General features: G+C 71.1%; 16 protein-coding genes. 6 read left to right on the top strand and 10 right to left on the bottom strand.

The genetic code is table 11. The features are described from left to right. Positions 1-13 precede the first annotated feature (13 nt). Both BM43_RS06300 and BM43_RS06295 read right to left on the bottom strand, forming a co-directional pair. On the bottom strand, positions 14-4,174 hold the full coding sequence (locus BM43_RS06300; protein ID WP_036056340.1) for a tetratricopeptide repeat protein: 4,161 nt from the start codon (positions 4,172-4,174) through the stop codon (positions 14-16). After that, a complete protein-coding gene (locus BM43_RS06295; RefSeq protein WP_230676432.1) occupies positions 4,149-7,022 on the bottom strand; it encodes a bifunctional glycoside hydrolase/polysaccharide deacetylase family protein in 2,874 nt (957 codons plus the stop codon). The genes BM43_RS06300 and BM43_RS06295 overlap by 26 nt, the downstream gene beginning before the upstream one ends. A gap of 270 nt (positions 7,023-7,292) precedes the next feature. On the opposite strand from BM43_RS06295, the gene BM43_RS41285 reads away from it, so the two are divergent. Next, complete coding sequence (locus BM43_RS41285) at positions 7,293-7,457, top strand: hypothetical protein (protein WP_155296497.1); 165 nt, start codon at positions 7,293-7,295, stop codon at positions 7,455-7,457. 305 nt (positions 7,458-7,762) lie between these two features. Here BM43_RS41285 and BM43_RS06290 read toward each other — a convergent pair whose 3' ends face one another. Both BM43_RS06290 and BM43_RS06285 read right to left on the bottom strand, forming a co-directional pair. Then, entirely contained in the window at positions 7,763-8,713 is a 951-nt protein-coding gene (locus BM43_RS06290; protein ID WP_025098931.1) for an aldo/keto reductase, read from the bottom strand. A 224-nt stretch (positions 8,714-8,937) separates the two neighbouring features. Next, the gene (locus BM43_RS06285) at positions 8,938-9,609 is read right to left on the bottom strand and encodes a class I SAM-dependent methyltransferase (protein WP_036056343.1); all 672 of its coding nucleotides are present in this window, start codon (positions 9,607-9,609) and stop codon (positions 8,938-8,940) included. Positions 9,610-10,050: 441 nt separating this feature from the next. Here BM43_RS06285 and BM43_RS06280 point away from each other — a divergent pair, with 441 nt between their 5' ends. After that, positions 10,051-11,547, top strand: coding sequence for an aminotransferase-like domain-containing protein (locus tag BM43_RS06280; RefSeq protein WP_036056345.1), 1,497 nt, complete (start codon positions 10,051-10,053; stop codon positions 11,545-11,547). A 174-nt stretch (positions 11,548-11,721) separates the two neighbouring features. Beyond that, on the top strand, positions 11,722-12,990 hold the full coding sequence (locus BM43_RS06275; RefSeq protein ID WP_036056347.1) for an acyl-CoA dehydrogenase family protein: 1,269 nt from the start codon (positions 11,722-11,724) through the stop codon (positions 12,988-12,990). A 24-nt stretch (positions 12,991-13,014) separates the two neighbouring features. Here the strand turns inward: BM43_RS06275 and BM43_RS06270 are convergent, their stop codons facing one another. Further along, positions 13,015-15,558 carry an ATP-dependent DNA helicase gene (locus BM43_RS06270; protein WP_036056348.1) on the bottom strand — a complete coding sequence of 848 codons (2,544 nt, stop codon included), beginning with the start codon at positions 15,556-15,558 and terminating at the stop codon, positions 13,015-13,017. Further along, positions 15,555-17,228: a VRR-NUC domain-containing protein gene (locus tag BM43_RS06265; RefSeq protein ID WP_036056350.1), complete on the bottom strand. Its 1,674-nt coding sequence runs from the start codon at positions 17,226-17,228 to the stop codon at positions 15,555-15,557. The genes BM43_RS06270 and BM43_RS06265 overlap by 4 nt, the downstream gene beginning before the upstream one ends. A gap of 286 nt (positions 17,229-17,514) precedes the next feature. Between BM43_RS06265 and BM43_RS06260 the strand changes: the two genes are divergently transcribed. Beyond that, entirely contained in the window at positions 17,515-18,495 is a 981-nt protein-coding gene (locus tag BM43_RS06260) for an alpha/beta hydrolase (RefSeq protein ID WP_036056352.1), read from the top strand. Between the two features lie 353 nt (positions 18,496-18,848). After that, positions 18,849-20,033, top strand: coding sequence for a porin (locus tag BM43_RS06255; RefSeq protein WP_088555550.1), 1,185 nt, complete (start codon positions 18,849-18,851; stop codon positions 20,031-20,033). 51 nt (positions 20,034-20,084) lie between these two features. Here the strand turns inward: BM43_RS06255 and cobF are convergent, their stop codons facing one another. Next, positions 20,085-20,852: a precorrin-6A synthase (deacetylating) gene (gene cobF, locus BM43_RS06250; RefSeq protein ID WP_036056354.1), complete on the bottom strand. Its 768-nt coding sequence runs from the start codon at positions 20,850-20,852 to the stop codon at positions 20,085-20,087. 93 nt (positions 20,853-20,945) lie between these two features. Beyond that, complete coding sequence (locus BM43_RS06245) at positions 20,946-21,461, bottom strand: GNAT family N-acetyltransferase (RefSeq protein ID WP_013690246.1); 516 nt, start codon at positions 21,459-21,461, stop codon at positions 20,946-20,948. Between the two features lie 204 nt (positions 21,462-21,665). Here BM43_RS06245 and BM43_RS06240 point away from each other — a divergent pair, with 204 nt between their 5' ends. Then, positions 21,666-22,586: a D-alanyl-D-alanine carboxypeptidase family protein gene (locus BM43_RS06240; RefSeq protein ID WP_036056356.1), complete on the top strand. Its 921-nt coding sequence runs from the start codon at positions 21,666-21,668 to the stop codon at positions 22,584-22,586. Between the two features lie 85 nt (positions 22,587-22,671). Here BM43_RS06240 and BM43_RS06235 read toward each other — a convergent pair whose 3' ends face one another. Both BM43_RS06235 and BM43_RS06230 read right to left on the bottom strand, forming a co-directional pair. Next, entirely contained in the window at positions 22,672-23,235 is a 564-nt protein-coding gene (locus BM43_RS06235) for a hypothetical protein (protein ID WP_013690244.1), read from the bottom strand. A 139-nt stretch (positions 23,236-23,374) separates the two neighbouring features. Beyond that, a complete protein-coding gene (locus tag BM43_RS06230) occupies positions 23,375-25,279 on the bottom strand; it encodes a DUF3857 domain-containing protein (protein WP_230676433.1) in 1,905 nt (634 codons plus the stop codon). Positions 25,280-25,451: the final 172 nt, after the last annotated feature.

Raw genomic sequence — 25,451 nt, 5'->3', positions numbered from 1 at the left:
CCTCAGATTGCGTTCAATACAGCCAGCGGTACCGCGCGCCGATTTCCTTCACGGACGTCGAACTGTTCGACGATGCCCCTTGATACAGCCCGTACAGCAAGGCCTGGTCGCCGCCGAACACGCTGCCGGCGAGCCCCAGTTCGACCTGCCCGGTCCAGCCCGCGCGCGAGTCGCGCACCGGGCCGGCCGAGAACATCGGCCGCCAGCCCTTCGAATAGGTTTCCGGCAGGTCGTCGCCGAACGAGAACAGCAGCGCGCCCTGCGTGAAGGTCTGCGGCATGAAGGCGGCCGCGGTGGGCGGCGTGCCGGCCGGCAGGATCGCCGCCAGCCGCGCGCCCGGCACGCCGCCGGCGTTGCTGTACTGCCCGTGCGTGAAGACCGCGCGGATCGTGTAGTCGGGATAGTCGGCCTTGATCTTGTAGCCGGCGCTCAGCTCCAGCAGGTGGCCGTCGCCGAAGTAGGTGCGGTCCTGGCCGTGGAAGCGCGAGTATTCGTAGCGGCCGCTGCCGAACCAGTGCGGATCGAACTGGTAGCTCAAGCCCACCGAGGCCAGGTCCTTGACGCCGGCCACCATCAATTGCGTGGTTTCGGTCGCGTCCTGGTTGTAGCCGACCGCGTAGCTCAGGGTGAGCTTCGAGTTCAGGCGCGCCCGGCCGTCGACGCGCGCGGTGGTGATATCGCGCAGCGCCTCGCGGCGGCCCACCGTCAGCGTTTCCTGGTCGTCCTGGCCCTGGTGGCGGTACATCGCGCTGAGCACGCGGTCCTGGCTCGGGATGTGCGGCAGCGTGGCCGCGTCGCTCGACTGCTCGCGCTGGCGGTAAGTGAGGCGCACGCTCTGCGAGGGCGTCAGCCGCGCGCCCACCGAGGCGCTCTGCTCGTTGTAGCGCAGCGCGCCCTGGTTGCTGTAGCGCGTCGAGACATCGACCGACTGCGCGCTCTTCATCAGGTTGTCGCGCAACTGCTGCTGCATCACGTCGTCGTGCGGGGTGGCGATCAGCGACTGGTAGGCCGTCGACTGCGCGTCGGTCAGGCGCCCCGTCAGGGCCTGGGCGTCGACGCGGTTCTGGCGCGGGATCAGGTCCGGCAGCGTGTCGAGCAGGCGGTTCAGCGTATCGACGTCGCCCTCGTCGATCGCCAGCTGCGCCTCGGCATAGACCGGTCGAGTGTTGCGATCGATGAACAATTTGGTCAGCCACGCATGTTCGAGATCGGGTTCCTGCTGGGCCTGCGCCCAGGAGACGGCGGCCTCGCGCGCGATCGCCGAGACCACGCGCTGCTCGCGCCGGATCGCCTGCTGCTTGAGCGGCGGCAGCATGGCGAAATCGCCGAGTTGCGACGGATAGGCCGCGCCGCCCGGCCCGCCATTGCCATCGTCGCCGGCGCCGTCGCCGGCCGCGTCGGCGCGCAGCATCGCGATCAGCACCGCGCGCGACTGGTCGCCGTTGGCGAACTGGGTGGTCAACGAAACGAAACGGCCGGCCAGGTCCTCGCGCTCGGCTTCGGGCAACGGCGCCGCGTTCGGGTCGCGGCGGCGCCGCGCCAGCTCGACCCAGGTCGACTTGCGCAACTGCCAGGCATCGTCGGCGCGGCCCTCGAGCTCGAGCGCATCGGCGAAGGTCAGGCGCCAGAGCGGATCCTGGCGGTTCGCGTCGGCCTGCTTGCGCAGGTAATGCAGCGCCATGCGGCCGTCGCCGAGCCGCAGCGCGGCCGCGATCATCGGCGGCCACAGCGGCGCGTCGCTCTCGGCATGGGCGCCGTAGCGGCTCATCGTGTCGCGCAACTGCGCCTCGGTGCCGCGATCGTTCAGGTACCAGAGCCAGGTGACCTGCGCCTCGGTGCTGTCGGGCGCGATCGCCAGCGCGCGCTGCACGTCGCGCGCCACGTCCTGCTGGCGGCCCGCGTCGCGCTCGTACTGGGCGCGCGCCAGCAGGAACGGCGCCGACTGCTCGGCCGCCGCCAGTTGCTCCGCGCTCAACGAGGCCAGCAAGGGCGCGATGCGGCCGCGCGCGTGGGCGCGCTCGTAGTAGTAGATCGCCTGGGTCAGCATCCGCACGTTGCCGGTCTGCCGGTAGCCGTATTCGGCCAGGCGCGCCGCGTCGATCGGGGTGTCGTCGTAGAAGCCGATCATCGCCTCGAGGTCGTCGCGGCCGGCCTTGCCGCTGGCCAGCAGTTCGCGATAACCGGCGCCCGTGTCGTGCTGCTGCTGGGTCGTGGTGCCGAGCAGCGCGTAGAAGCGCCAGAAATCCTGGTCGGCCGGCGTGGCGCCGCGCTTGCCCTCGTTCATCGCGGCCAGCGCCGCGTCGAAGCGGGTGCGCGTGTAGAGCATGGTGGCGATCTTCAGCGCGTAGCCGGCGTTCGGGCCGTAGTCGCGCTCCAGGTCCTGCCAGCTGCGCAGGGCCAGGTCGTCGTCGCCCTTGCGCTCGGCTTCGGTGGCGTAGCGCTCGCGCGCGAGCCGCCCGAGCGGGCCCTTGAAGCGCGCCTGCAGGAAACGCAGCGCGCCGTCGGGGTCGCCGTTCAGCTCGTAGGCGTTGACCACCGCGTCGAGCCGCTTGATGTCGCCGGGGCTGGTATCGGCCTGGTGCAGGGTCAGCGCCAGCATCGCGCGCTGGTCGTTCAGGCCCGGCGCGAGCCGCGCCACCTGCTGCCAGGCATGGGCGTCGCCGCGCGATTGCGCGAGCGCGAGATAGTTGGCCAGCGCCACGTCGGGATGGTGGTTCCATTCCGCCACCTGGGCGAGCCGTTCGCGCCAGCTCGCGGCACCGGGGTCGCGCTCGAGCGCCTGGTTCGCGACGCGCTCGGCGCTGGCCACATCGCCGGCGGCCAGGAACACGCGATAGGCCAGCGCGAAATCGGCATCGCCGGCCTTCTGCTTCGGGGCTGCGTCGGTCGCCGCGGCGGAAGGCGGCGAAACCGGCACGGCTGGCGTGAGCGTGGTGCTGGCCGAGTCCGCTGGCGCGGCGGGCGCGTTCGCCGAAACCGGCGCGCTACCCGAGATCGGCCCCGTCACCACCTTGCCATCCGCGCTCGAGGCCGAGGCGGTGGTCGAGGCGATCCGCAGCCGTTGCACGCCCTCGCCCGAACGCGCCGCCGCGTCGCGAAACGGCAGCGCGCGGCGCTTCACGGCCGGCAGCCAGGCCGCGCGCAGCCACAGACCCTGGTCGTTGCGATGGGCGATCAGCGGCTGGTCGTGCTCGGTGCCGCCGGCGTGCACGGCCGCCGGGCCGGCGCTATCGCCCGAGCGCTGAACCGTAAGCGCCCTGCCCATGGCGCCATCGAGGCGCAGGCTCGCGAGACGCATCGCGCCGGATTGCGCACCGGCATCGCCGAGCACCTGCAGCAAGCGCTTCACATACTGCGCGGCCAGATCGGGCCGCCCCGCCGCGAGCGCCACGTTCGACAGGAAGCGCAGCGTGTCGGGATCGTCGCCGAGATCGCCCAGGTGCGCCTGCGCGGCGGCCATCGCGCCGCCCATGTCGTTGCCCGACTGCAGCGCCTTGACGCCGGCGATGAAGGCATCGCGCCGCGCCGCCCGGGTGGCGGCGCGCGCCTGCAGCGCGAACCAGGCATCGGCGGCCGCGCGATAGTCCTGGCCGCCGAGCCGGGTGGCCGCCAGCTCGGCGAGCCAGGCATCGGCATGCGCCGGATCCTGCTGCGCGAGCCGCGCGTAATAGCGGCCGGCCAGCGCGTTGTCGCCGAGCCCGCGCGCCTGGCTCGCCAGGGCGCCGAGCGCCTCCAGGTCCCAGGGGCGGTCCACCGCCTGCGCAAGCAGCGCGTCGAGTTCGCGGATCCGTGCCGGGCGCGCCGGATCGTCGGGCTTGAGCGCGTAGAGCTTGCGCTGCGCGATCGAGATGCGGATCGCCAGCGCGTTCTGGCGCGCCGACGCGTCCCGCGCGGCATCGAGCCGGTCGAGCATGCGCGCCACGTCGGCGCTGCGCCCGCCGCGCAGGTAGGCGCGAGTGAGCACCGCCTGCACCTCGGCATTGTTCGGCTCGATGCGCAGCCAGGCTTCCAGGTAGGCGATCGACAGGCTGTCGGTGCCGGCCAGCACGCGCACGTCGAGCTTGCTGCGCGGATAGGCGAGCAGCAGCAGCGCGCCGATCAGCACGCCGAGGACCAGCACCACGGGCAGCGGAAAGAACCGCTGGCGCTCAGATGTCGCAGGCGACGTCAACATGCAGGCTCGAAGGGGTGGAAGCAAGCGGATGGCGGGTGACTCGGCAGGCGCCGGCATTGGCCAGGCGGAACTGCGGCGCGATCAGCGAATGCAGGTCGAAGGAGAAACCGCGCGCGTTGCGTTCGAAGTTCTCGATCGAGCCGTTCGCGTCGGCCAGGTAGGGGATGCGCGGCGCCTGGGCGACGTCGATCACGCCGAAGCGCGCCTGGCTGCCGCTCAGGTGCACGTAGGTGCCGCCCGGGCCCGGCGCGTAGCCGGCCACGCCGGTGGCACCGCGCAGGTCCGGCACCTTGCCAGCCGGCAGGCGCACCGTGCGCAGGCGGCCGGCATCGCGGATCACCCAGGCATCGCCGTCGCGCGCGATGCTCATGTCCAGCGAGTCGAGCACCTTGCGCGCGTAATCGGACGAGAACACCGGCGTGACCGGCTGCGCCAGCACCGCCTTGAAGATGGTCTCGAGCGCCTTCATCGAGGCCAGCTTGGTGCCCGAGAACATGTGGTAGTAGATGTCCATCGGCTTGAAGCGGATCGGCGCGTCGGTCATCGCGAAGGTTTCCAGCACGCGCGTGAAGCCGTAGAACGGGCCGTGCCAGAGGTCGGTGTAGAGCTCCTCGTTCTGGTTCGGCGCGAACACCTGGTAGTAGCCGTCCTTCATCACGCCCAGCGGCGCGATCGCGGTCCAGCTCGGGTAGCTTTTGGTGATCAGCGTGTCGCCGCCGTTCATGTTCAGCACCCCGGCGCGGTAGGCCGCCTTCAGCACCGGCGCGGGCACCTGGCAGTCGCCGCTCCACAGCACCATCTTCACCGGCTTGGCGGCCGGCGCGATCTCGCGGTCGATATAGGAGATCGAGCCACCCACCTCGCGGTCGATGCTGAAGCGGTAGCCGGGGATGTCGATCGACAGCCCGCTCGCACTCGCGGTGCCACCGCCCTCGGCCGGCGCGTCGTCGTCGGACACGCCCAGCCCCGTCACGCGCATCCATTGCAGCGGGTGCGTGTAGGTATGGGTGGCCACCTCGACGTTCGGCAGCTCGAAGAGCTTGCGGCCGATCCCGCGCAGATGCGCGGCGAAGGCGCGATACGGGCCCTCGTCGCTCACCTCGCCCTCGATCAGCGAAACCGTGGTCGGCATGCCCGAATCGCGCAGCAGCCGGTACAGCTCGTCGCCGGAATACAGCGGCGTGGCCGGGGCGTTGGGCATGGCCGCGGTCGAATATTCGGAGCGCGAGGCGAAACCGTCGCCGTCGATATGCGACATCAGCAGGCGGCGGCCGTTCTCGGTGGTGGTGTCGGGCACCGGCATGTCGGCCGGCAGGCGCAGCGCGGCGCGCAGGAATTCGAGCGGCTGGGTGACCCAGCGCGACTGGTTGACGGCGCCCAGCGAGTAGACGCCGAACGGCCGCATCACATAACCGCCCCAGGGCGTGAGCGCCGCGCCGTCGATCTCGAAGGCGCCCGAGCGTAGCCGCAGCAGCGAGCGGCTGTGCGCACCGGCCCGCACCGCCGTGTAGTCGCGCGGATCGGGCATCGGCTTCATCTCGAAGCCCATCAGCCGCGGGTCGTAGTTCTCCACCTCGAGGCGGCCCTTGGCCGGCGCGCCGTCCACCATGGTCAGGTCGAGCTTGCGCGCGAGCTGCACGTCCATCGGCGTGCCGAACGAGGTGAACACGGCGATCGGCATGTGCGCGTCGACCTGCGCCTCGAGCCAGGCACGATAGGCGGCGCCGCGCGGCACGTCGTTGTTGAGCCAGAGCACGATGCCGGCGTAGCGGTCCGACAAGGCGCCGCCCGGCAGTTCCCCGCGCGCGTCCACGTAGTCGACCTGGTAGCCGAGATAGTTGAGCGGCATGGCCAGATAGCGCACGCCCGGCGAGACGTTCAGGTCGGTGCGCGCGGGCGGGTCCTGCAGCACCAGGATGCGGCGCTTGAGCGGCTCGACCGCGCCCACGCCCATGGTGGCCAGCGCCCCGTCGGTCACATAGGGCACCAGGCCGTCGCCGCGGATCCGCTCGATCGCGTCGCGCGAGCAGGCGCGATCGCCGGGCGCGCAGTAGTCGATCGAGATCACCGGCAGGCCGTATTGCGAGCGGATCGTCCTGGCCTGGCCGAGCAGCCAGTCGCGATCGGCCTGCGGCACCGCCACGTAGCGCTGCTGGGCCTGGTTCCAGCCGTGATAGAGCGATTCGAAGGCGACCGCGTAGACCTGGTCGTGCACCTGCGGGAGGATCTCGAAACCGCGGTTGAGGATCAGCTTCGCGGCCGGATAACGCGCGCGGATCGCGCGGATCACGGCGACCAGCCCGGCCTGCTGGCGCGCACGCGCCTCGTCGGTGGTGGCGGCGAGCTGGTAGGAATCGAGCGTGTCGAGAAAGAAGCCGCGATAGCCCTTCTCCCACAGCGGGCGGATCACGTGATCGACGAAGAAGGCCGGCCAGTCGGGCTGGCCCTGGTCGATCACGCGCGAGGCCCAGGCGGCATTGCTGCCGGCGAACCAGCTCTTCGGGATGCTCGCGTAATAGTCGCGCGAGGGCAGCACCTCGCCGACGCTGGCGTAGGCGAACCAGGTGGTGTGTGGCAGCGGATGCGCGAGCGGATCGAAGCCGCTGTCGGGCTCGACCACCGCCGCGTCGTAGGCGGACAGCAGTTCGACGGGAGGCTGCTTGCCGTAATAGAGCGCGAAGGACGGTTGCGCGGCGGACTTCAGCGGCGAGGCGGCGGGAACGGATGCCGCGGGCGCGGCGGCCTGGGCCGCCGGTGCATCGTCGGCAGCCAGCGCGGCAGGCGCGCTCGCCAGGCCCGACGCCAGCAACGCGGCCACGCCGAACCAGCGGCGCATGATGCGCGCCATCCGTGCGGCTCGGGCGTGTCTCGTATCGGCGTCGTCATTGCGGGAGTCTGGCTCCCGCTTATCGAACAGGCGGCGTCTCGTCATCGATTTCCAGTGCGTCGATCGGCAAGCGGGCAAACCACAAGGTCATGGCATGGCGCCACTGGACCGCCCTTTTTTTGAATACGGCGATTCTAGCCAAATAACGAATGCTGGCAAATCCATTTGCCGGAAAGCGTCACAGTGACGACACAATGTTGTCCGGTACTTGCCGAACGCGATGGATGCTGCGTGATTGCCGAGCAGGTCGTCGCCGAATCCGCGAATCCCGGTACGGTGGCGCGTAGCGCCGGTATCGACGCGAATGAAATGATTGGTCTCTGCAATTCAACGATTTCGAATGAATCATTTCAGCCGGCATTCGATAAATCATTCATGGCGATCGGTAAAAAATAGCCAAGGACATATCGCCATCGTGGCGGGCTGACCGATCCTCGCGTGATTCGAGATGCTCGCCTGGGAAACATCCAGATGACGGGATGGTTGCGCATGCAACTCCGCGCGCATCGTCGGCGATAAAGCTGACGAATGACCGGCTCGCGAGCCTTGCCCGATGCGCGATGTTCGGGTGGGCGACGAGCAGTTCCCGTGCCCGGGCCGGACTCGAGAACGGGCGGCTGAAGCGCCGGGAAAGACACCGCGCCGGCCCCATGCGAGCGCATGCGGGCCGGCCACGGCGGATGAGGATCGGCCTCGGCGGCTCAGGCCGGGGCGCTGGCCTCGTCGAGCTCGCGCACGTCGGCGGCGCTCAGTTCGAGGCGGATCGCCTCGCCGAGCGCCTTCAGTTGTTCGAGCGAGGTGGCGCTGGCGATCGGCGCGGTGATGCTCGGCCGCGCGATCTGCCAGGCCAGCGCGACCGAGGCCGGCGTCGAGCGATGCCGCCCGGCCACCGCGTCGAGCGCCTCGAGGATCCGCAGGCCGCGCGGGTTCAGGTACTTCTCGACGCGCGAGCCGCGCTGGCTCTTGCCGAAATCGGCCTCGGAACGATACTTGCCGCTCAAGAAGCCGCTGGCCAGCGCGTAGTAGTTGATCACGCCCAGGCCCAGCTCCTTCACCACCGGCTCGAGATCGCTCTCGTACTCGGCGCGGTCGTACAGGTTGTACTCGGGCTGGAACACCTGGTAGGCCGGCAGGCCGTCGCGACGACTGATCTCGGCCGCCTCGCGCAGCCGCGCGCCGCTGTAGTTCGAGGCGCCGATGATGCGCACCTTGCCCGCCTCCACCAGGCTGCGATAGGCGCCCAGCGTCTCCTCCAGCGAGGCCGTGTCGGCCAGGTCGCGATGCGAGAAATAGAGGTCGATGTAATCGGTCTGCAAGCGGCGCAGCGAATCGTCGGCCGCCTTCAGGATGTTCTCGCGCGACAGCCCCGCGCGCGCCTCGAGCAGCCCGACCTTGGTGGCGATCACCACGCTGTCGCGCTTGCCGCTGCGCTTGAGCCACTTGCCGATGATGGTTTCCGAGTCGCCGCCCTGGTTGCCCGGCACCCAGGCCGAGTAGACGTCGGCGGTGTCGATGAAGTTGATGCCGTGGTCCGCGAGCGCGTCGAGCAGCGAAAACGAGGTGGCTTCGTCGGCCGTCCAGCCGAACACGTTGCCGCCGAACGCGATGGGCGAGACCTGGATCTCCGAGTTGCCGAGTGAACGCCTTGCCATCTGCCTGTCCTCCATGGAGTCGTTGAAGCCGCCGGGCGCGCGCGAGGCGCGGCAGGCGGCGCGATGAGAGCCGATGCGCCATGCTAGTGCCGCGCATCGGCGCGACCAAGCGATTAAACCTGAAATGGAAATGGGCTGCGCTGGGAAGGCCGGCCGGCGAGCTCGCCGCCGGCAGCCGGCGCGGAGAAGCATCGCCGCCTGTCGAGACGCGGCCGGCCTCGCGGCTATTGCTGCCGCCAGTAGACGCTGCGTCCGTCTTCGGTCGGCACCAGCTTGGTGTGGTTGACGTGGGTGAAGGCCAGCGGCGCGCGCACCCAGTCGTATTCGAGCACGAACTGGCGCGCATGCAGCGTCGCGACCAGGTCGGCCAGGCTGATGCGGGCGGGCGCGTAGCCGCGCAGGATGAAATACTGCATCTGCCAGACCTGGGCCCAGGCCCAGTTGTCGTGCCAGCCGAAGTCGCGCTCCGACCAGACCGAGACATGCGCCTCGGACAGCACGTTGTCGACCGAATTCTGGATCGCCGCCTCGGGCAGCACGATCACGGTGTAGGCCGAGCGATAGGTCAGGAAGTTGAGCAGGTCGAGGCCGGCCGATTTCGGCAGGTGCTCGATGCAGTCGCCGATGATGGTCAGGTCGAACATCTCGTCGACCATGCGCGCCGGGATCTCGGTGGCGCTCATCAGGTGCAGCGGGTGGTAGAGCCGGTCGAGGCCGTACTTTTCGACATAGGACGGCTCGATCTCGACGCCTTCGAGCCGCGCCCCGGGCAGCGCCGCGCGCACCATCCGCCCGTACTTGCCGGCGCCGCAGCCGATATCGAGCACGCGCGAGGGCGCGACCGCAGGGAGCAGCGCGGCCGTGACCGCGTCGAAGGAACCGGCGGAAAACGGCATGGAGGTGTCTCCCTGGAAGATCGATCGGGCCGGGCGGGCCGGCGGCGCTTGGGCGATCAGCATAGCGTTCGGCCGGCCCGCGCCGCAAGGGCGGAGAGCAGTTGGGGGTGCTTGCTTGGGGCAGTGCTTGCTTGGGGCCATGCTTGGTTCTGGCTGCACTTGGTTCGGGCCGTGCTCGTTCGGCGCCATGCCTGGTTCGAGCCGCGATTGGTTCGGGCCACATCCGGTTCGCGCCGGCTCGACTCGCGACCGGCTTGGTTCGTCGTGCCGCCCCGATCCGAGTCCCCTTTCAAGCCCGACGTCGCGCCCCGCGGCGGCCCCCCTCGATCGATTCCGCGTTGTTCGATCGGCGATCGATCCCCTACAATGCGCCGACCGACGTTTCCGCCTCCACGCCATGCCCCGCCTGCCCGCGCCCTGCCTCCAGCGCGCCCGTTCCCGATGAGCCGCCGCGCCGGCCCGAGCGCCGCGACCACGCGCTACGAGGCGCTCGCGCAAGCGCTCGCCGACGAGATCCGCTCGGGCAACGTGGCGGTCGGCGCGCGCCTGCCCTCGCTGCGCCAGATCATCGCCCAGCACGGCGTGAGCCAGTCGACCGTGTTCCGCGCCTACTACCTGCTCGAGGAATGGGGCTTGATCCGCGCCCAGGAGCGCTCGGGCTACTACGTCGCGCCGGGTGCGCGCCTGGCGGCGGCTGCGGCCCGCTCCGCCGCCACGGCCGGGCCCCAGGCCGGTGCCGGCGACGACGCCCGCGCGCATGCGCCCTCCACCCGCGTCGACATCAGCGAACTGGTGTTCTCGGTGCTGGACGCCGTCAAGCGCCCCGACATCGCCCCGCTCGGCTCGGCCTTCCCCGCCCCGCAACTGTTCCCGCTGCCGCGCCTGGCGAAATCGCTGGCGACGGCCGCGCGCGAGCTGGACCCGTGGAGCACGGTGGTCGACCTGCCGCCCGGCAACGAGGCGCTGCGCCGCCAGATCGCGCTGCGCTACCTGGGCCTGGGCATCGCCCAGCCCCACGACGAGATCGTGGTCACCAACGGCGCGCTGGAGGCGCTGAACCTGTGCCTGATGGCGGTCACGCGGCCGGGCGACGTGGTGGCGGTCGAGGCGCCGGGTTTCTACGCGGCCCTGCAGGCGATCGAGCGGCTCGACCTGCGCGCGGTGGAGATCCCCGTCGATCCCGAACGCGGCCTCGACCTCGACGCGCTGGCCGAGGCGCTGGCGCGCCATCCGATCCGCGCCTGCTGGTTCATGACCAGCTTCCAGAATCCGACCGGCGCGCTGCTGGCCGATGCGCGCAAGCGCGCCCTGGTCGAGCTGCTGGCGCGCCACCAGGTGCCGCTGATCGAGGACGACGTCTATGGCGAGCTGCATTTCGGCTCCCGCGCGCCGCTGCCGGCGCGCGCCTTCGACCGCCATGGCCTGGTGATGCACTGCAGTTCCTTCTCGAAGACGCTGGCGCCGGGCTACCGGATCGGCTGGGCGGCGGCGGGCCGCTACGCGGCGCGCGTGCAGCGCCTCAAGCTGATGACCACCATCTCGGCCAGCATCCCGGTGCAGGCGGGCCTGGCCGACTATCTCGAACACGGCGGCTACGACCGCCATCTGCGCCGGCTGCGCGCGGCGCTGGCCGCCCAGTTGGAAGCGCTGGCGCGCGCGATCGCGCGCTGGTTGCCGCGCGAGGTGCGCTGGACCCGCCCACAAGGCGGTTACTTCGTGTGGATCGAGCTGCCCAAGGAGATCGACGCGATGGCCCTGCACGCGCGGGCGCTCGCGCGTGGCGTCGGGCTCGCGCCGGGGCCGATCTTCTCGGCCTCGCATGCCTTCGCCAACTTCATCCGCCTGAACTTCGGCCATCCCTGGTCGGACGAGCTGGAGCGCGCGATCCGCACGCTCGGCGAGTTGCTGGCCGATCCGGCCGTGCAACGCCGCGGCTGAACGGGCGCTTGCCGCCGGGGTGGGCGCGACGGCGGCATCCATCCCGGAGCCCGCGCCGGGTCCCTGGCCGACGCTTTTCCCTTGCCCGGAATATCGATCCCCGAACTGCTTGGTTGCCAGCGCCGCGCGCGGCTTCGTATAAATCGGGCTTGGTCCACCCGCAAGGAAAGCCCCATGTCCCGCACCGCCCCTCCCGCGCTGTCCACCGGCACCGACTACGAGACGCTGGCCGCGCGCTTCCGGCCGATCTTCGCGCGCATCGCCGAAGGCGCCGTGGCGCGCGACCGCCGGCGCGAGCTGCCGGTCGAACCGATCCGCTGGCTCAAGCAGGCCGGCTTCGGCGCGATTCGCGTGCCGGCCGAGGCCGGCGGCGCCGGCGCCTCGATCCCGCAACTGTTCCGCCTGCTGATCGAGCTGGGTGCCGCCGATTCGAACCTGCCGCAAGCGCTGCGCGGCCATTTCGCCTTCGTCGAGGACTGGCTCAACGCCGAGCCCGGCGAGGCCCGCGACACCTGGCTGGCGCGCTTCGTCGACGGCCAGCTGGTCGGCAATGCCTGGAGCGAGATCGGCGAGGCGGCGCTCGGCGAGGCCGGCACCAAGGTCTCGCGACGCGATGGCGAATGGGTGGTCGACGGCGAGAAGTTCTATACGACGGGCAGCCTGTTCGCCGACTGGATCGACGTCTACGCGCAGCGCGCCGACGACCTGAGCCCGGTGATCGCGGCGGTGGCCACGGCCCAGCCCGGCGTGAGCCTGGTCGACGACTGGGACGGCTTCGGCCAGCGCACCACCGGCAGCGGCACCACGCGCTTCCAGGCGGCGCGCGTCGATCCGCACGGGCTGGTCGAATTCTCGCGGCGCTTCCGCTACCAGACCGCCTTCTACCAGTTGTTCCACCTGGCCACGCTGGCCGGCATCGCGCACGCGGCCGAGCAGGACGCCGCGCGGCTGGTGCGCGAGCGGCGGCGCGTCTACAGCCACGGCAACGGCACGCGCGCCGGCGACGATCCGCAGATCCTGCAGGTGGTCGGCGAGGTGGCGTCCTGGGCCTATGCCGCCGAGGCGATCGCGCTGCGCGCGGCCGAGCCGGCGCAACTCGCCTATGCATTGCACGACGGTTCGGACAGCGCCGGGGAACATGCCGCCAACCTCGCCGCCGAGCTCGAATCGGCCCAGGGGCAGGTGGTGGTGACCGAGCTGGTGCTGCGCGCGACCACCCATCTGTTCAACGCGCTGGGTGCCTCGGCCACGCGCGAGGCGACCGATCTCGACCGTCACTGGCGCAACGCGCGCACGGTGTCCTCGCACAATCCGGTGGTCTACAAGGCGCGCATCGTGGGCGATCGCTCGGTCAACGGCACCGAGCCGCCCTTCGTCTGGAAGGTGGGGACGCCGGCCGCGGGCGCCGCATCGGCCTCGGCGGATCGCAAGCAGGCGGCCTGAGCCCGGGCGGGCCTCCGGCGATCGTCACTCCACCCGCCACCAGCGCGGCAGCAGCCGCTGCACCTCGCGGCGCCGGTAGCGATCGTCGATCAGGTGCACCACGCCCTCGTCGTGCTCGGTGCGGATCACGCGGCCGGCTGCCTGCACCACCTTCTGCATGCCCGGGAACAGGTACATGTAGTCGTAGCCGCTGCCGAAGCGCGCCTCCAGCGCGCGCCGCATCTGCTCGTTGACCTCGTTGACCTGCGGCAGCCCCAGCGTGGCGATGAAGGCGCCGATCAGCTTGTCGCCCACCAAATCGATGCCCTCGGCGAACGCGCCGCCCAGCACCGCGAAACCGATGCCCTGCCCGCCTTCCCGGAAACGCGCCAGGAAGGCGTCGCGCGCGGCCTCGTCCATGCCGCGCTCCTGCATCCAGACCGGCAGTTCGGGATGGGTCTCGCGGATCAGCTCGACGATGCGGCGCAGGTAGTCGAAGCTACTCAGGAAGCCGAGGTAGTTGCCGGGTCGCTCGGCATATTGCCTGGCGATCAGCTCGACGATCGGCGCCAGCGAACGCTCGCGGTCGCGCCAGCGCGTCGACACGTGCCCGGCCACGGTCACCTTGAGCTGCGCGGCGCGGAACGGCCCTTCGACGTCGAGCGCCGGAGTCGCCTCGGGCAGGCCGAGCGTGTCGAGGTAGAAATGGAACGGCGTCAGCGTGCCCGAGAACAGCACGGTGGCGCGCGCCAGCGCATGGCGCGGCGCGAGGAAATCGGCCGGGATCACGTTGCGCACGCACAGCACCGATTTCGCGCGCCCGCCGCGCGAGCCACGCTGGCGCGCCGCCTCGCCCTCGACACGCGTGACGTCGAAGATCGAATGCGTGTCGAACTGCTCGGCCAGGTTGACGAAGTGCATCGCGTCGAAGGCGAACTGCAGCACGTTCGGCTCGATCGACAGCGGCGCATCCGCCATCACCTCGCTGACGCGCCCGATGAAGCGCTGCGCGGCCAGCAGCAGCGCCGAAGGCACCGTGTCCATCACCAGATAGGCGGCTTCCTGCTCGCGGTTGAGCGCGTTCCACTCGCGGTTCAGCTTCTCCAGCGGCGCGGCCAGGGTGGGCGGCGCGTGACGCTTGGCGTCGGCCAGCACGAACTGGTCGAGCGTCGCGCTGTACATGCCGCGCGCGCGGTCGAGCAGGTTGTGCGCCTCGTCCACCAGCACGCCGATCCGCCACTGGTTTTGCACCGCCAGCGAGTGCAGCAGCGCGCTGCCGTCGTAGTAGTAGTTGTAGTCGCCGACGATCACGTCGCTCCAGCGCGCCAGCTCCTGCGCCAGGTAATAAGGGCAGACCTGGTGCGCCAGCGCCACCTCGCGCACCGTCGCGCGATCCAGCGTGCGCAGCGCCAGCGCCTGGGCGCGCGCGCCGCCCAGCCGGTCGTAGAAGCCGCGCGCGAGCGGGCAGGATTCGCCGTGGCAGGCGCGGTCCGGATACTCGCAGGACTTCTCGCGCGCCACCAGTTCGAGCGTGCGCAGCGGCAGCGGCGCTGCACCGGGCACGGCGGCGGAAGGCGCCGCCTCGGCCTGCGCATTGGGCGAGGATTCGGGCTGCGCTGCCTCGGACGACGGGTCGGCTGGGGCTTCGGGCGACGACGCCTCAGACGGCAAATCGGCCGAGGCTTCGGATGACGACGCTTCAGACGGCAAATCGGCCGAGGCTTCGGATGACGCGCCGCCAGGCGGTGAATCAGCCGTCGATGCAGCCGCCGACGCGGAGGCACCACCGACAGGAGAGCCCGCCGCCGCGCCCTCGTGCGCGGCGCGCAGCAAGGCCAGCGCATCGAGCGCCAACGCGCGCCCCGGCGTCTTGGCGGTCAGGAACAGCACGCGGTCGAGATAACCATCGCCGCAGGCGCGCAGCATCGGGAACAGCGTGCCGACGGTCTTGCCGATCCCGGTCGGCGCCTGGGCCAGCAAGGCGCGGCCGTCGCGCGCGGCGCGATAGACGTCGGCCGCCAGCGCGCGCTGGCCGCTGCGAAAGCTGCCATGCGGGAACGGCAGCACGCGCAGCGCCGCGTCGCGCGCCTCGCGATGCGCGGCCTCGCTGGCCGCGAACGCGGCGAAGCGCTCGCACTGCGACTCGAACCAGTCGCGCAGCGAGTCGGCGCTGTGCGTCTCGGTCAACACCGACTCGCGATGCGAATCGACATCGAAATAGACCAGCGCCACGGTCAGGTTCGCGAGGTCGCGCATCTTGCAGAGCAGATGCCCGTAGACGCGCGCCTGCGCCCAGTGCAGCGCGCGATGGTTGGCCGGCATGCGGTTCAGGTCGCCGCGATAGGTCTTGATCTCCTCGAGGCGGTTCAGCACCGGATCGTAGCCGTCGGCGCGCCCGCGCACCGCCACCTCGCCATGCTCGCCGGCCAGCGCGATCTCGCGCTCGTAACCGTCGTCACGGCGCGAGGTGACGATGCCGTGGCCGATGATGCCCTCCTGCGACGAGGGCGCGGGCGTGAAGCGCAGGTCGAGATCGCCGCTCTTGGCGGTGAACTCGCACATCGCGCGCACCGCGACGGTGTAGCTCATGCGCCCGGCTCCGCTTCGGCATCCGCCCACTCGACATCGATCACGCGCACCGGCACGCCGTGCGCCACGCAGTAGTCGAGCCAGCGGATCTGGTTGTCCTGGAGGCGGTCGCCGGGACCCTTCACCTCGATCAGCTCGTAGCGGCGCTCGGCCGGCCAGAAGCGTATCAGGTCCGGCAGCCCCGAGCGGTTGCCGCGCGGGTCGTCGAGCAGGCGTTCGAAGCAGCGGCGCAGATGGCGCGCGTCGATGCAGTCGAGCGCCAGCGCCAGCAGGCCGTCGTCGAGCGCGCCCCAGAACACGAAGGGCGACTGCAGCCCGGCTTTCTCGCGATAGCGGCGCCGGATCGTGTCGCGATAGGCGCCGCTCTCGAGTTCGGCCAGGCAGGCCTCGAAACCCGCCGCGCGGCGCGCGCGGAAATCGGGCGCGTGCAGGTCGGCCGGGCCGCGCTGGAACGGGTGGAAGAAGGCGCCGGGCACGGCCGCGAACACGGCGTCCCAGCACAGCAGCCCGAACAGCGAGTTGATCAGCGTGTTCTCGACGTAATGGACCACCGCGCCGGCGCCGCTCAGGTGCGCGCCGACCGCCGTCTCGACCGAATGCGGGACCTGCGGGATCGCCAGCACCAGGGTCTCGCGCGCGGCCGGCGCCAGCGCGGCGAGACGCACGACGGGCCGCCCGGCGCGGCGCAGCAGCCGCGGCAGCATGCGCGCGATGCGCTGGCGCTCCTCCTCGTTCTCGGGCCCGGCGGCAGCCGCCTCGGCCAGCGCCAGCGCCTCGGCGTCGCGCCCGCAGCGCTCCAGCACGCGCACCCGCCGGTGCCGGCTGCCGGGCCAGGCGCTGGCGCCATAGGCGTCAAGCGCGCCGGCCCAGTCCTCGCGCCGCTCGCAGGCATTGCCGATCTGGTGCAGCAGCTTCGCGCGCCGCGTCGCCAGCCAGGCCTGCGCGCAGTCGATCGCGTTCACGTGGCGGGTCAGCTCGTCGTGGGGCCGATCCTCGGGCCAGGCGCCGAGCGCCTCGCGGCACAGGAACAAGGCCAGGTAGACATCGACGTCGGCGCGCTGCTGGAAGGCGCGCGAGGACGGCTCGAAGGCCACCGTCTCGTACTGGAACACGCCCAGGTCGGCCAGCACGAATTCGGACCAGTCCTGGTGCAGGTTGCCGAAGAACATCAGCCGCAGCCGGTCGCACAATGCGTCGATCCGAACCTCGAACACGCGATCGCCGGTGGCCGGCAGCCAGGCCTCGAAGGGCTGCTCGGCCTCGTGTTGCTCGCGCAGTGCCTCCAGCCAGTCGCCCTTGCGCGCGCCCCTGGGCGCCGGGAAGCGCTGCGCCAGCTCGGGCCGCGTGGCCAGCGCGAATACGCCGTCGAGCGTCAGCAGCGGCGCCGCGTCGAGCCAGCCCAGCGTCACCAGCGGCTCGGCCGCCGCCGCAGTCGCGCCGATCTCCTGGTAATTCAGCTTGCTCTGGCGGAAATACGGCCCGCTGCGCATCAGCATGCGCACCAGCAGCGCGCGCGAGGGGCGCGGCAAGGCCGCGAAATCGCGCAGGAAGGCGCGCTCGGCGATGTCGAACAGGTCGTCGTAGCGTTCGGCGAGCCAGCCGAGCGCACGCTCGAAGTTGTCGAGGTAGTAGAACGCGTAAGGCGGTGGAGAGGCGACGGCGGATGACACGGAATGGCTTGGGGCAGGTCCTTGGGAGCGCGTGCCGTTCGACGGGGGTCGGATCTGGATACCGGATCGGCCGCCCCGAACGGCTTGGCGCGCCCGCCATGATGACACGGGAACGCGCCGCGCATGGACTAGCCTGGCGGGACGGTCGCCGCCGATGGAGCGCGGCGCCGAAATGCGCCGGGGCGCACGAACCGACACGAGATTTATACATTCCGTCACATCGCGTGCGCCGCGATGCGGTTAAATGCGTGGTATCTGCCAAACCAGAACGAATCTCGCCCGCGTCATGGATGACTCCCGTCGCAACCTGCTCGGCGCCGCCGTCGGCGGCTGGCTCACGGCCATGCTGCCCGGCGCGCGGGCCCAGGAGCCGTCTGCCCCGGCCGCGCCGCCGGCCGGCGCCCCGCGCCTCTTGTCCGACGAGGCGATCCGGCTGTGGCCCGGCAACCCACCCGACGCGCTGCCCGCCGCGGTGTTCGACGGCGAGCAGGTGGTCCGTCACGGCGCCGTGACGGGCGTGGTCGCGCCGCGCCTGCATGTCTACCGCCCGGCCACGCCGAACGGCGCCGCCGCGCTGGTGATCGCCGGCGGCGGCTACGAACGCGTCGAACTGGCCCATGAAAGCGGCCCCGTGTGCCGCTGGCTCGCCTCGCGCGGCGTGATCGCCTTCGAGCTGGTGTACCGCCTGCCCGAGCAGGGCTGGGTGCGCACCGCGCCGCTGCAGGACGGCCAGCGCGCCATGCGCGTGATTCGTTCGCGCGCGCAGCGCGACGGCTTCGATCCCAACCGGATCGCGATCCTGGGGTTTTCGGCGGGCGGCCATCTGGCCGGGATGACCGCCTTCGACCCGAACGCGCGCCGTTATCCGGAGGCGGACGGCATCGACCGCCTGTCGGCGCGCCCCAACCTCGCCGCCCTGCTCTATCCGGTGTTGACGCTGCTGCCGCCCTTCGACCGCACGCGCTCGCACCGCCACCTGCTCGGCGACACGCCGCTGCCGGGCACCGCCGAATCGCTCTCGCCGGTGCTGCGGATCGACGCCAACGCGCCCAGGACCTTCCTCGCGCAAGCCGTCGACGATCCGGTGGTGCCGGTCGACAACGTGCTGCTGGCCCACACCGCCCTGCGCAACGCGCGCGTGCCGGCGGCCCTGCACGTCTACCAGACCGGCGGCCACGGCTGGGCGCTCGGCACGCCCGACAGCGAGCCGGCCTCGTGGCCGGGGCTGTTCGAGCGCTGGGCGCGCAGCCATCGCTGGTTCGGCTGAGCGCGGCTTTCACGGACAACCCAAGCGCGGCGCCAGGCCCCGGCACGCCGCGCCGTGGTACGCCCCGAAGCGCCCGCGGCCGCCCCTTGGTTTCCCCGCCGGCCTCCGTTATGCTGTCCCCGCTTCGCCGCGGCCAGCCGCGCTGAAGCGACCCGAAACAGCAATACAGAGCAGCAACACAAAACCAGACGGATCCCCATAAACGAACGACGAATCGTGGAAGCCGGCGCGAATCCGGCGCGATCGCGCCACTGTGACCGTTCGCGTCGGCCTCGCGCCCGCGCGACGTAAGCCAGACCTCCCTTCGTCGTGAAGATCGGACCGATCGGGGCGCGCAACCCCGTGGAGCCACCATGACAACCAACCCGACCGCGCGCCGGCCAGGCCTGCCGTCGCGCCCGCGAAACCGGGCGCCCGACGTGCGCCCGATCCCCGGCATCGCCATGCCGCTCGCCGCCTCGCGCGCCCTCGCCGCCTGCCTGCTCGCCGGCCTGGGCAGCGCCGCCTCGGCCCAGAGCCTGTCCCTCTACGGCGAGCTCGACAGCGGCCTGGCCTATCTCAGCAACGTCGGCGGCCATGCGCAGTACCTCGCCACCTCCGGCCTGATCGACGGCAGCTTCTGGGGCCTGCAGGGCAGCGAGGATCTCGGCGGCGGCGCCAACGCACTGTTCCGGCTGGAGCGCGGCTTCACCGTCACCGCCGGCAGCCAGTTGAACGATCACCCGAGCTATGTCGGCCTGCAATCGGATCGACTCGGCACGCTCACGCTCGGCCATCAATACGACCTGATCCACGACTACGCCGCGCCGTTCACGCTGACCGGCGGCACGGGCGGCACCGCCTTCGCCCATCCCTTCGACAACGACAACGCCAACAACACCTACCTGGCCGCCAACGCGGTGAAATACGCCAGCGCCAGCTACGGCGGCTTCAGCTTCGGCGGCCTCTATGCGCTGTCGAACGGCGCCGGCCGCTTCGCACGGAACCGCGCCTACGGGATCGCCGCGAACTACACGCACGAGGCCCTCAGCGCCGGCGTGGCCTGGATGCACCACGACGGGCGCGGCCTCGCCGCCGGCGGCGCCTACGATCCGGCCAGCCTGCCGGGCGAGGACGGCACGCCGGCCCCGCTCGGCGCGCAGCGCCAGGACATCGTCGCGGCCGGCGCCAGCTACGCGATCGGCCAGGTGACGCTGGGCGCCGCCTGGTCGCGGGCGATCTACACGGGGGTGTCGAACACCGACAGCGGCATTGCGCTGCCCTCGATGGCGTTCTCGAACTACGAGGTCAATGCGGTCTGGCAGGCAACGGACGCGCTCGCGCTGGCGGGCATGCTCACCTACACGCACGGCAATGCCGCGCACTGGCAGCAAGGCGCCGCGCAGGCCGTCTACCAATTCTCGAAGCGCACCGACGTGTATGCCGAGACGCTGCTGCAACGCGCCTCGTCCGGCGCGCTGGCGGTGATCAACAGCGCCGATACGTCGAGCGGGCGCAGCCAGTTGCTGGTCGCCGGCGGCATCCGCCATCGCTTCTGATCGCGGGGCGCCGCGCGGGAGGCGCGCAACAGGCGGGCGCCGCGCCCGGCTTCAGCCCTGCGGCCTCGCGCGCTTCTTCAGCAGATAGGTATCCATGATCCAGCCGTGGCACGCGCGCGCCTCGGCCCGCACGCGCACGATCTCCGGCTTGACCTCAGCGAGACGCCCCGCCACCAGGATCTCGTCGGGCGTGCCCACGTAGGCGCCCCAGTAGATGTCGACATCGTCCTCGACGCGCTCGAAGGCGTTGTGCGCGTCGAGCATCACCACCACGCTGTCGACCGCCTCGGGCAGGCGCGCGCCGAGCCCGCGGCCGTTGACGATCTCGACCGCGCGGCCGATCTCGTTGAGCGCGATGCGGTGCCGCGCGGCCAGCGCCTGCACGCTGCTGATGCCGGGAATCACCTCGTGCTCGAAGTCGTGGCGGCCGCCGGCGGCGATCGCGGCGACGATGCGCATGGTGCTGTCGTAGAGCGCGGGATCGCCCCAAACCAGGAAGGCGCCGCATTCGCCGTCGCGCAGCTCCTCGCCGATCAGGCGCTCGAACACCTGCTGCTTGTCGCGGTTCAGTTGCTCGACCGCGCCCACGTAGCTGTCGCCGTCGGGTCCGCGCTCGGGGCTGGCCGACTCGACGATGCGCCAGGGCCGCTGGCCGGCATGGCGCTCGATGATCTCGCGCCGCAGGACGATCAGCTTCTCCTTGACCGCGCCCTTGTCCATCACGAAGAACACGTCGGCGCGCCGCAGCGCGTCGATGGCCTGCAGGGTCAGGTAGTCGGGATTGCCGGCGCCGATGCCGATGATGAGGACGTGTTTCACACGCGGCTCCAGGAAGTCGAAAAACGGGAAACGCGCAGTCTACCCGCTTTGGCGGCGCGGCTGGCAGGCCGGGAGGGTCGGCGGGCGACGCGCTCAGGCGCCGCCGAATTCGTCGGCCAGCAGCGCCCAGCGCTCGTGGTCGCGCCATTCGCCGTCGATGCGCAGGTAACGCGGCGAATAACCCTCGAGGCGAAACCCGAGCCGCCTGACCAGCGCGATCGAGGCCGTATTGCCGGGCTGGATATTGGCTTCGAGGCGATGCAGGCCGGCTTCGCCGAAGGCGCGGCCCAGCACCTGCCGCAACGCCTCGCGCATCAGCCCGCGCCCGGCGAAGGCCGCCATCCCGTAATAGCCGAGATAGGCGTTGTGGAATGCGCCGCGCACGATCTCGCTCAGGTTGATCACGCCGACCACCTGCCGCGAGGCGCGCTCGCGCGCGACGAAGCCGAGCTGCGGCCCGCTCTCGCAGCGCGCGAACCAGGCGTCGAAGCCGGCCTGGTCGGTGAAGGAGGCGACCCAAGGCAGGTGATGGGCCTGGCTGGCGCGGTTGGCGGCGATCAGGTCGGCGGCATCGGCCGGCGTGACGCGATCGAGCAGGATCGGGCTCATGGTGGCGGGCGAAGTCGGAAAGCGAAGCGGCGCAGTATCGCCGACATCGGCGGGGCTGTCATCCGCCGGCTGCGCGGCGGCGCGGGCGCCTCATGCCATTGCGGCATCAAGGCATGCCGATACGGCATCGGCAGGTGCGGCCGTCACGCTTATGATGCGGCGCTCCGATTCCCTCACACCAGCAATCGAGCCCGACCGACTTCGATGAAACCGATCCGCCGCCTGCCTCAGCTGTTGCTCCCATCCCTTGCCGGCCTGCTGATCGGCGCCGCGCCCTCGCGGGCAACGCCTCGCCACGCGAATGCCGTCGGCGCCGACCCGGCGATCCATGCCGCCGCCTGGCTGGTGGTCGATGGCGAATCGGGCCGCGTCCTCGGGGAACACGATGCCGATGCCGAACGCCAACCCGCTTCGCTGACCAAGCTGATGACCGCCTATGTGGTGCTCGACGCGTTGCGGCGCGGCGCGCTGCGGCTCGACGAGACGCTGCGGGTGGATGGTGCCGATCTCGCCGATCTCGGCCAGGACGAGGCGCGCATGTACCTGGTGGCCGGCCGGAGCGTCACGGTCGAGGACCTCGTCGGCGGCCTGATCGTCGCCTCGGCCAACGACGCGGCGATGGTGCTGGCGCGCCGGGTGGGCGGCTCGCGCGCCGGTTTCGAGCAGAGGATGAACGACACCGCGCGGCGCCTGGGCATGACGCACACGCACTACACCACGCCCTCGGGCATCACCACGCCCGGCAACCACAGCACGGCACGCGATCTCGCCACGCTGGCGCGCCGCCTGACGGCCGATTTCCCGGTCTACTACCGTTACTCGGCGCGGCAGCAATTCGTCCATGGCAGCTTCCACAAGCGCAACAAGAACTGGCTGCTCGGCAGTGCGCCGGGCGTCGACGGGCTGAAGACGGGACATACGCAGGCGGCCGGCTACTGCATCGTCGCGACCGCGCGGCGCCGGCAGGCGGCACCGCCGATGGCGCGTCGCGTGTTCGCGGTGGTGCTCGGCGCGCCGAGCGCGTCGGCGCGGATCGACGCCGGGCGCCGCCTGCTCGACGAGGCCTATGCGCAGTCGCGTGACCTACCGGGCAAGGATGGCGTGGTGACGCAGATAGTCAGGTAGGCATGGCCTGGTGGTGGGTTCCGACGAGCGAGCAAGGATTCGCGGGCCTTCGGGCACGAGCCCGACGCGATGGCATCGGCCCCGCTCAGGCGCCCTTGCGGCCGAGCTTCACGGCTACGCCGGCAATCGATTGCCGGTCGCGCGGCGCCACGAAATCGCGCGGCCCCGCGCCGGCCAGTTCGAAATAGACCTGCGCGCCGGCCCGCAGGTCGACGATCCGGAACGCGCCCCAGGGATTGAGGATGATCGCGTGCGAGATCAGCGCGAGGCGGCGGGAACCGTCGCGGTAGGCCAGGGTCGCCGCATCCTGCAGCCCGGGCAGGCTCCAGCTCGTCAGGCCGGCGCGCGCCATCGCCATCAGGATCGCCTCGCGTGCCGCCTCGGCCGTGTCGGGCAGCGGCCGAATGCGGGCCAGCTCGGTGCGCAGCCGGCCGAGGCGCTCCCGCGTCTCCTCCCGGCGCAGCGGGTCGAGGCCGCCGCGCGAGCGTTTGCCGTCGACGCCCAGCGTCCTGAGCCCGGCGATGGGCGCGTCGGCAGCGCCCGAGGGCGCCGCCGACGGCCCGGCCGAGGCCGGGCGCGCGCCGGCCGGGCCCTCACGGGCCGGCAGCGCGAAATCGGGCAGCACGGAATGGGATGGGATGCGGGTCATCGTCTGGATGGCGGGCCGGGCCGCGCGCGGGCCGCCAAAGCGGCCATCACGCGCCTGCCCTGCTGTATACCGCCGATCGGCCAGGGGGCGGCGCCCTCATCCGAACCCGCGTCGGACGGGGCGAAGCGGCGCAAGCCGCTCAGTAGACCAACTGGGTGCGCAACTCGCGCTTGACCGCCAGCGCGAACTTGCGGAACGCCGGGTAATCGGCCGGCGTGATCAGCGGGCCCGCGGGCTTCAGCAGCAGGTCCCGCGTGACCGTCACGACCGCGCCGTCGCTGCCGTCCTGACGATAGCTGGCCCGGTAGCTGCCCAGCGGCGAATCGATCGCCACCGGCTTGGGCAGGCGCGGAACCCGCACGCCGGGCGCCAAGGTGACGATGGTGGTCTCCACAACATGCCGCGCCGCCATCGCGATCGAGGTTTGCCGCGTCTCCAGCCCGGCGGCGTCGAAGGTCGAGGCGATGCCGTTGATACTGCCCAGCCCCACCGGCACCGGGATCGCGCCCGGCCCCGGCAGCAGCGCGTACTCGGGCAGGCGGAACGCCGAGCCATAGACGAAGGGCTTGCCGAGATCGCGCACGTCGGCGTAGTGATAGGTGCCGGTGCCGTCCTGCCCCGTGAGGGCGAGGATGCGCTCCGCGACCTGGGCCTCCATGCCCGGCGGCAGCGAGGCGAACACGCTGCGCGCGTTGAGGTCGAAGATGCCTTCGTTGTCGATCTGCCCGCTGCCCTGCAGCGTGCCGTCGGCCTCCATGGCGACGCGCCGGGTCACGCGCACCGTGTCGTGGGCCGGATCGCCGAGCGGCAGGGTGCGCAGGCTGCCCGCCTGCTTGTCGGTGCCGGCCACCAGGCCGCGCTTGCCGAGCTCGGAGGACGGCAGCACGCCGAAGCGCGCCAGCATGGCGGTCGAATCGACATACAGGTCGAACTCGGGGAGATAGGTGATCGCGTGGTCGAACACGCCGAGCGGCAGCGCGACCTTCGGCACCCAGTAGGTGTTGCCGAGATTGACCAGCACCGGCTGGCTGGCGATCCCCTTGGCGGCCAGCAAGGCCTCGAGCAGGGTCACGTGGTCCTTGCAATCGCCATAGGCGGCGGCCAGGATCGCATCGGCGTCGTGCGGCACCACGCCGCCCAGGCCGAGATAGAGCGCCACGTAGCGGATGTGCGTGCTGACCCAGTCGTAGAGGATCTCGGCCTGGCGGCGCCGGTCGCTCACGCCTTCGGTCAGCGAATCGGCCAGGGCCTGCACCTTCGGCGTGACGGCCGCCTTCGGCATCGCGCGCTGCTGGTAGGCCGCGCCGATCGCGGCATAGTCGGCGAAGCTGGTGATCGCCACGCGCGGGCTGCGATCGAGGCTGGCGGTGGAATACAACTCCGGCGTGCGCGCCGGCTGCTTCGACAGCGACCAGCGCCAGACCTGGACGCCCGCCTCACCACCGGCCTCGCCGGCGGGCTGGCGGCCGCCCGGCAGGTCGACCGCGTCGGCCTGCAGCGGCATCGCCGCCGGGGCTCGCACCGTCAGTTGCATCGATTCGCGCGGGACGCCGTCGCTGAACTGCTCGAGAGCCGAGAACTGCCCGGGGAACAGCGGCGTCTTCTGGGTGAGGCGGTAATGCAGCATCAGCTTCGCGCCGACCTCCACCGCCGGGAACACCACCACCTTGAGCCGCTGGTCGACGAACATCGGCGCGCGCGCGCTGGCCGGGCTCTGCTGCTCGCGGATCTGGTCCGGCGTCACGTCGATGCGGCGGCCGTCCCGGGTCAGCGTGTAGGCCTCGACGATCTCGAGCGCCTGCAGCGAGGTGCTGTAGCCCAGCGAGGATTCGCCGCCCTCGCGCACGCCCTGCTCGGTGTCGATGCGATCGAGTTCGGTGACGTCCTTGGTATAGCTGCCGTCGGCATGCACGTCGTAGACGATGTCGTTCGACAGGATGGTGGAGTTGGCGCGGTATTCGGCGGCATGCACGGCCAGGCATGACGTCGAGAGGATCAGCGAGGCGAGCGGCATCGCGATCCCGTAGCGAGTGAATCGTGTCATTGTTGTGGTCGGTCCGGTTGCGCCGATGCCCTCGATTGATTCGTCTGCATGGCGAATCAATCGAGGGCATCGGATCGGTTGAGAAGCCATCGCGCGACGGCTCCGCGGGCGGGCCGGCAAGCCGCCGGCCCAGCGCCCGGGCGATGCTAGCAAATCGTGCCGCCGCGCTCAA

It is taken from the genome of Burkholderia gladioli, from assembly GCF_000959725.1.
GTDB classification, from domain to species: Bacteria; Pseudomonadota; Gammaproteobacteria; order Burkholderiales; family Burkholderiaceae; genus Burkholderia; species Burkholderia gladioli.
This window is presented reverse-complemented; position numbering and strand designations above follow the sequence as displayed.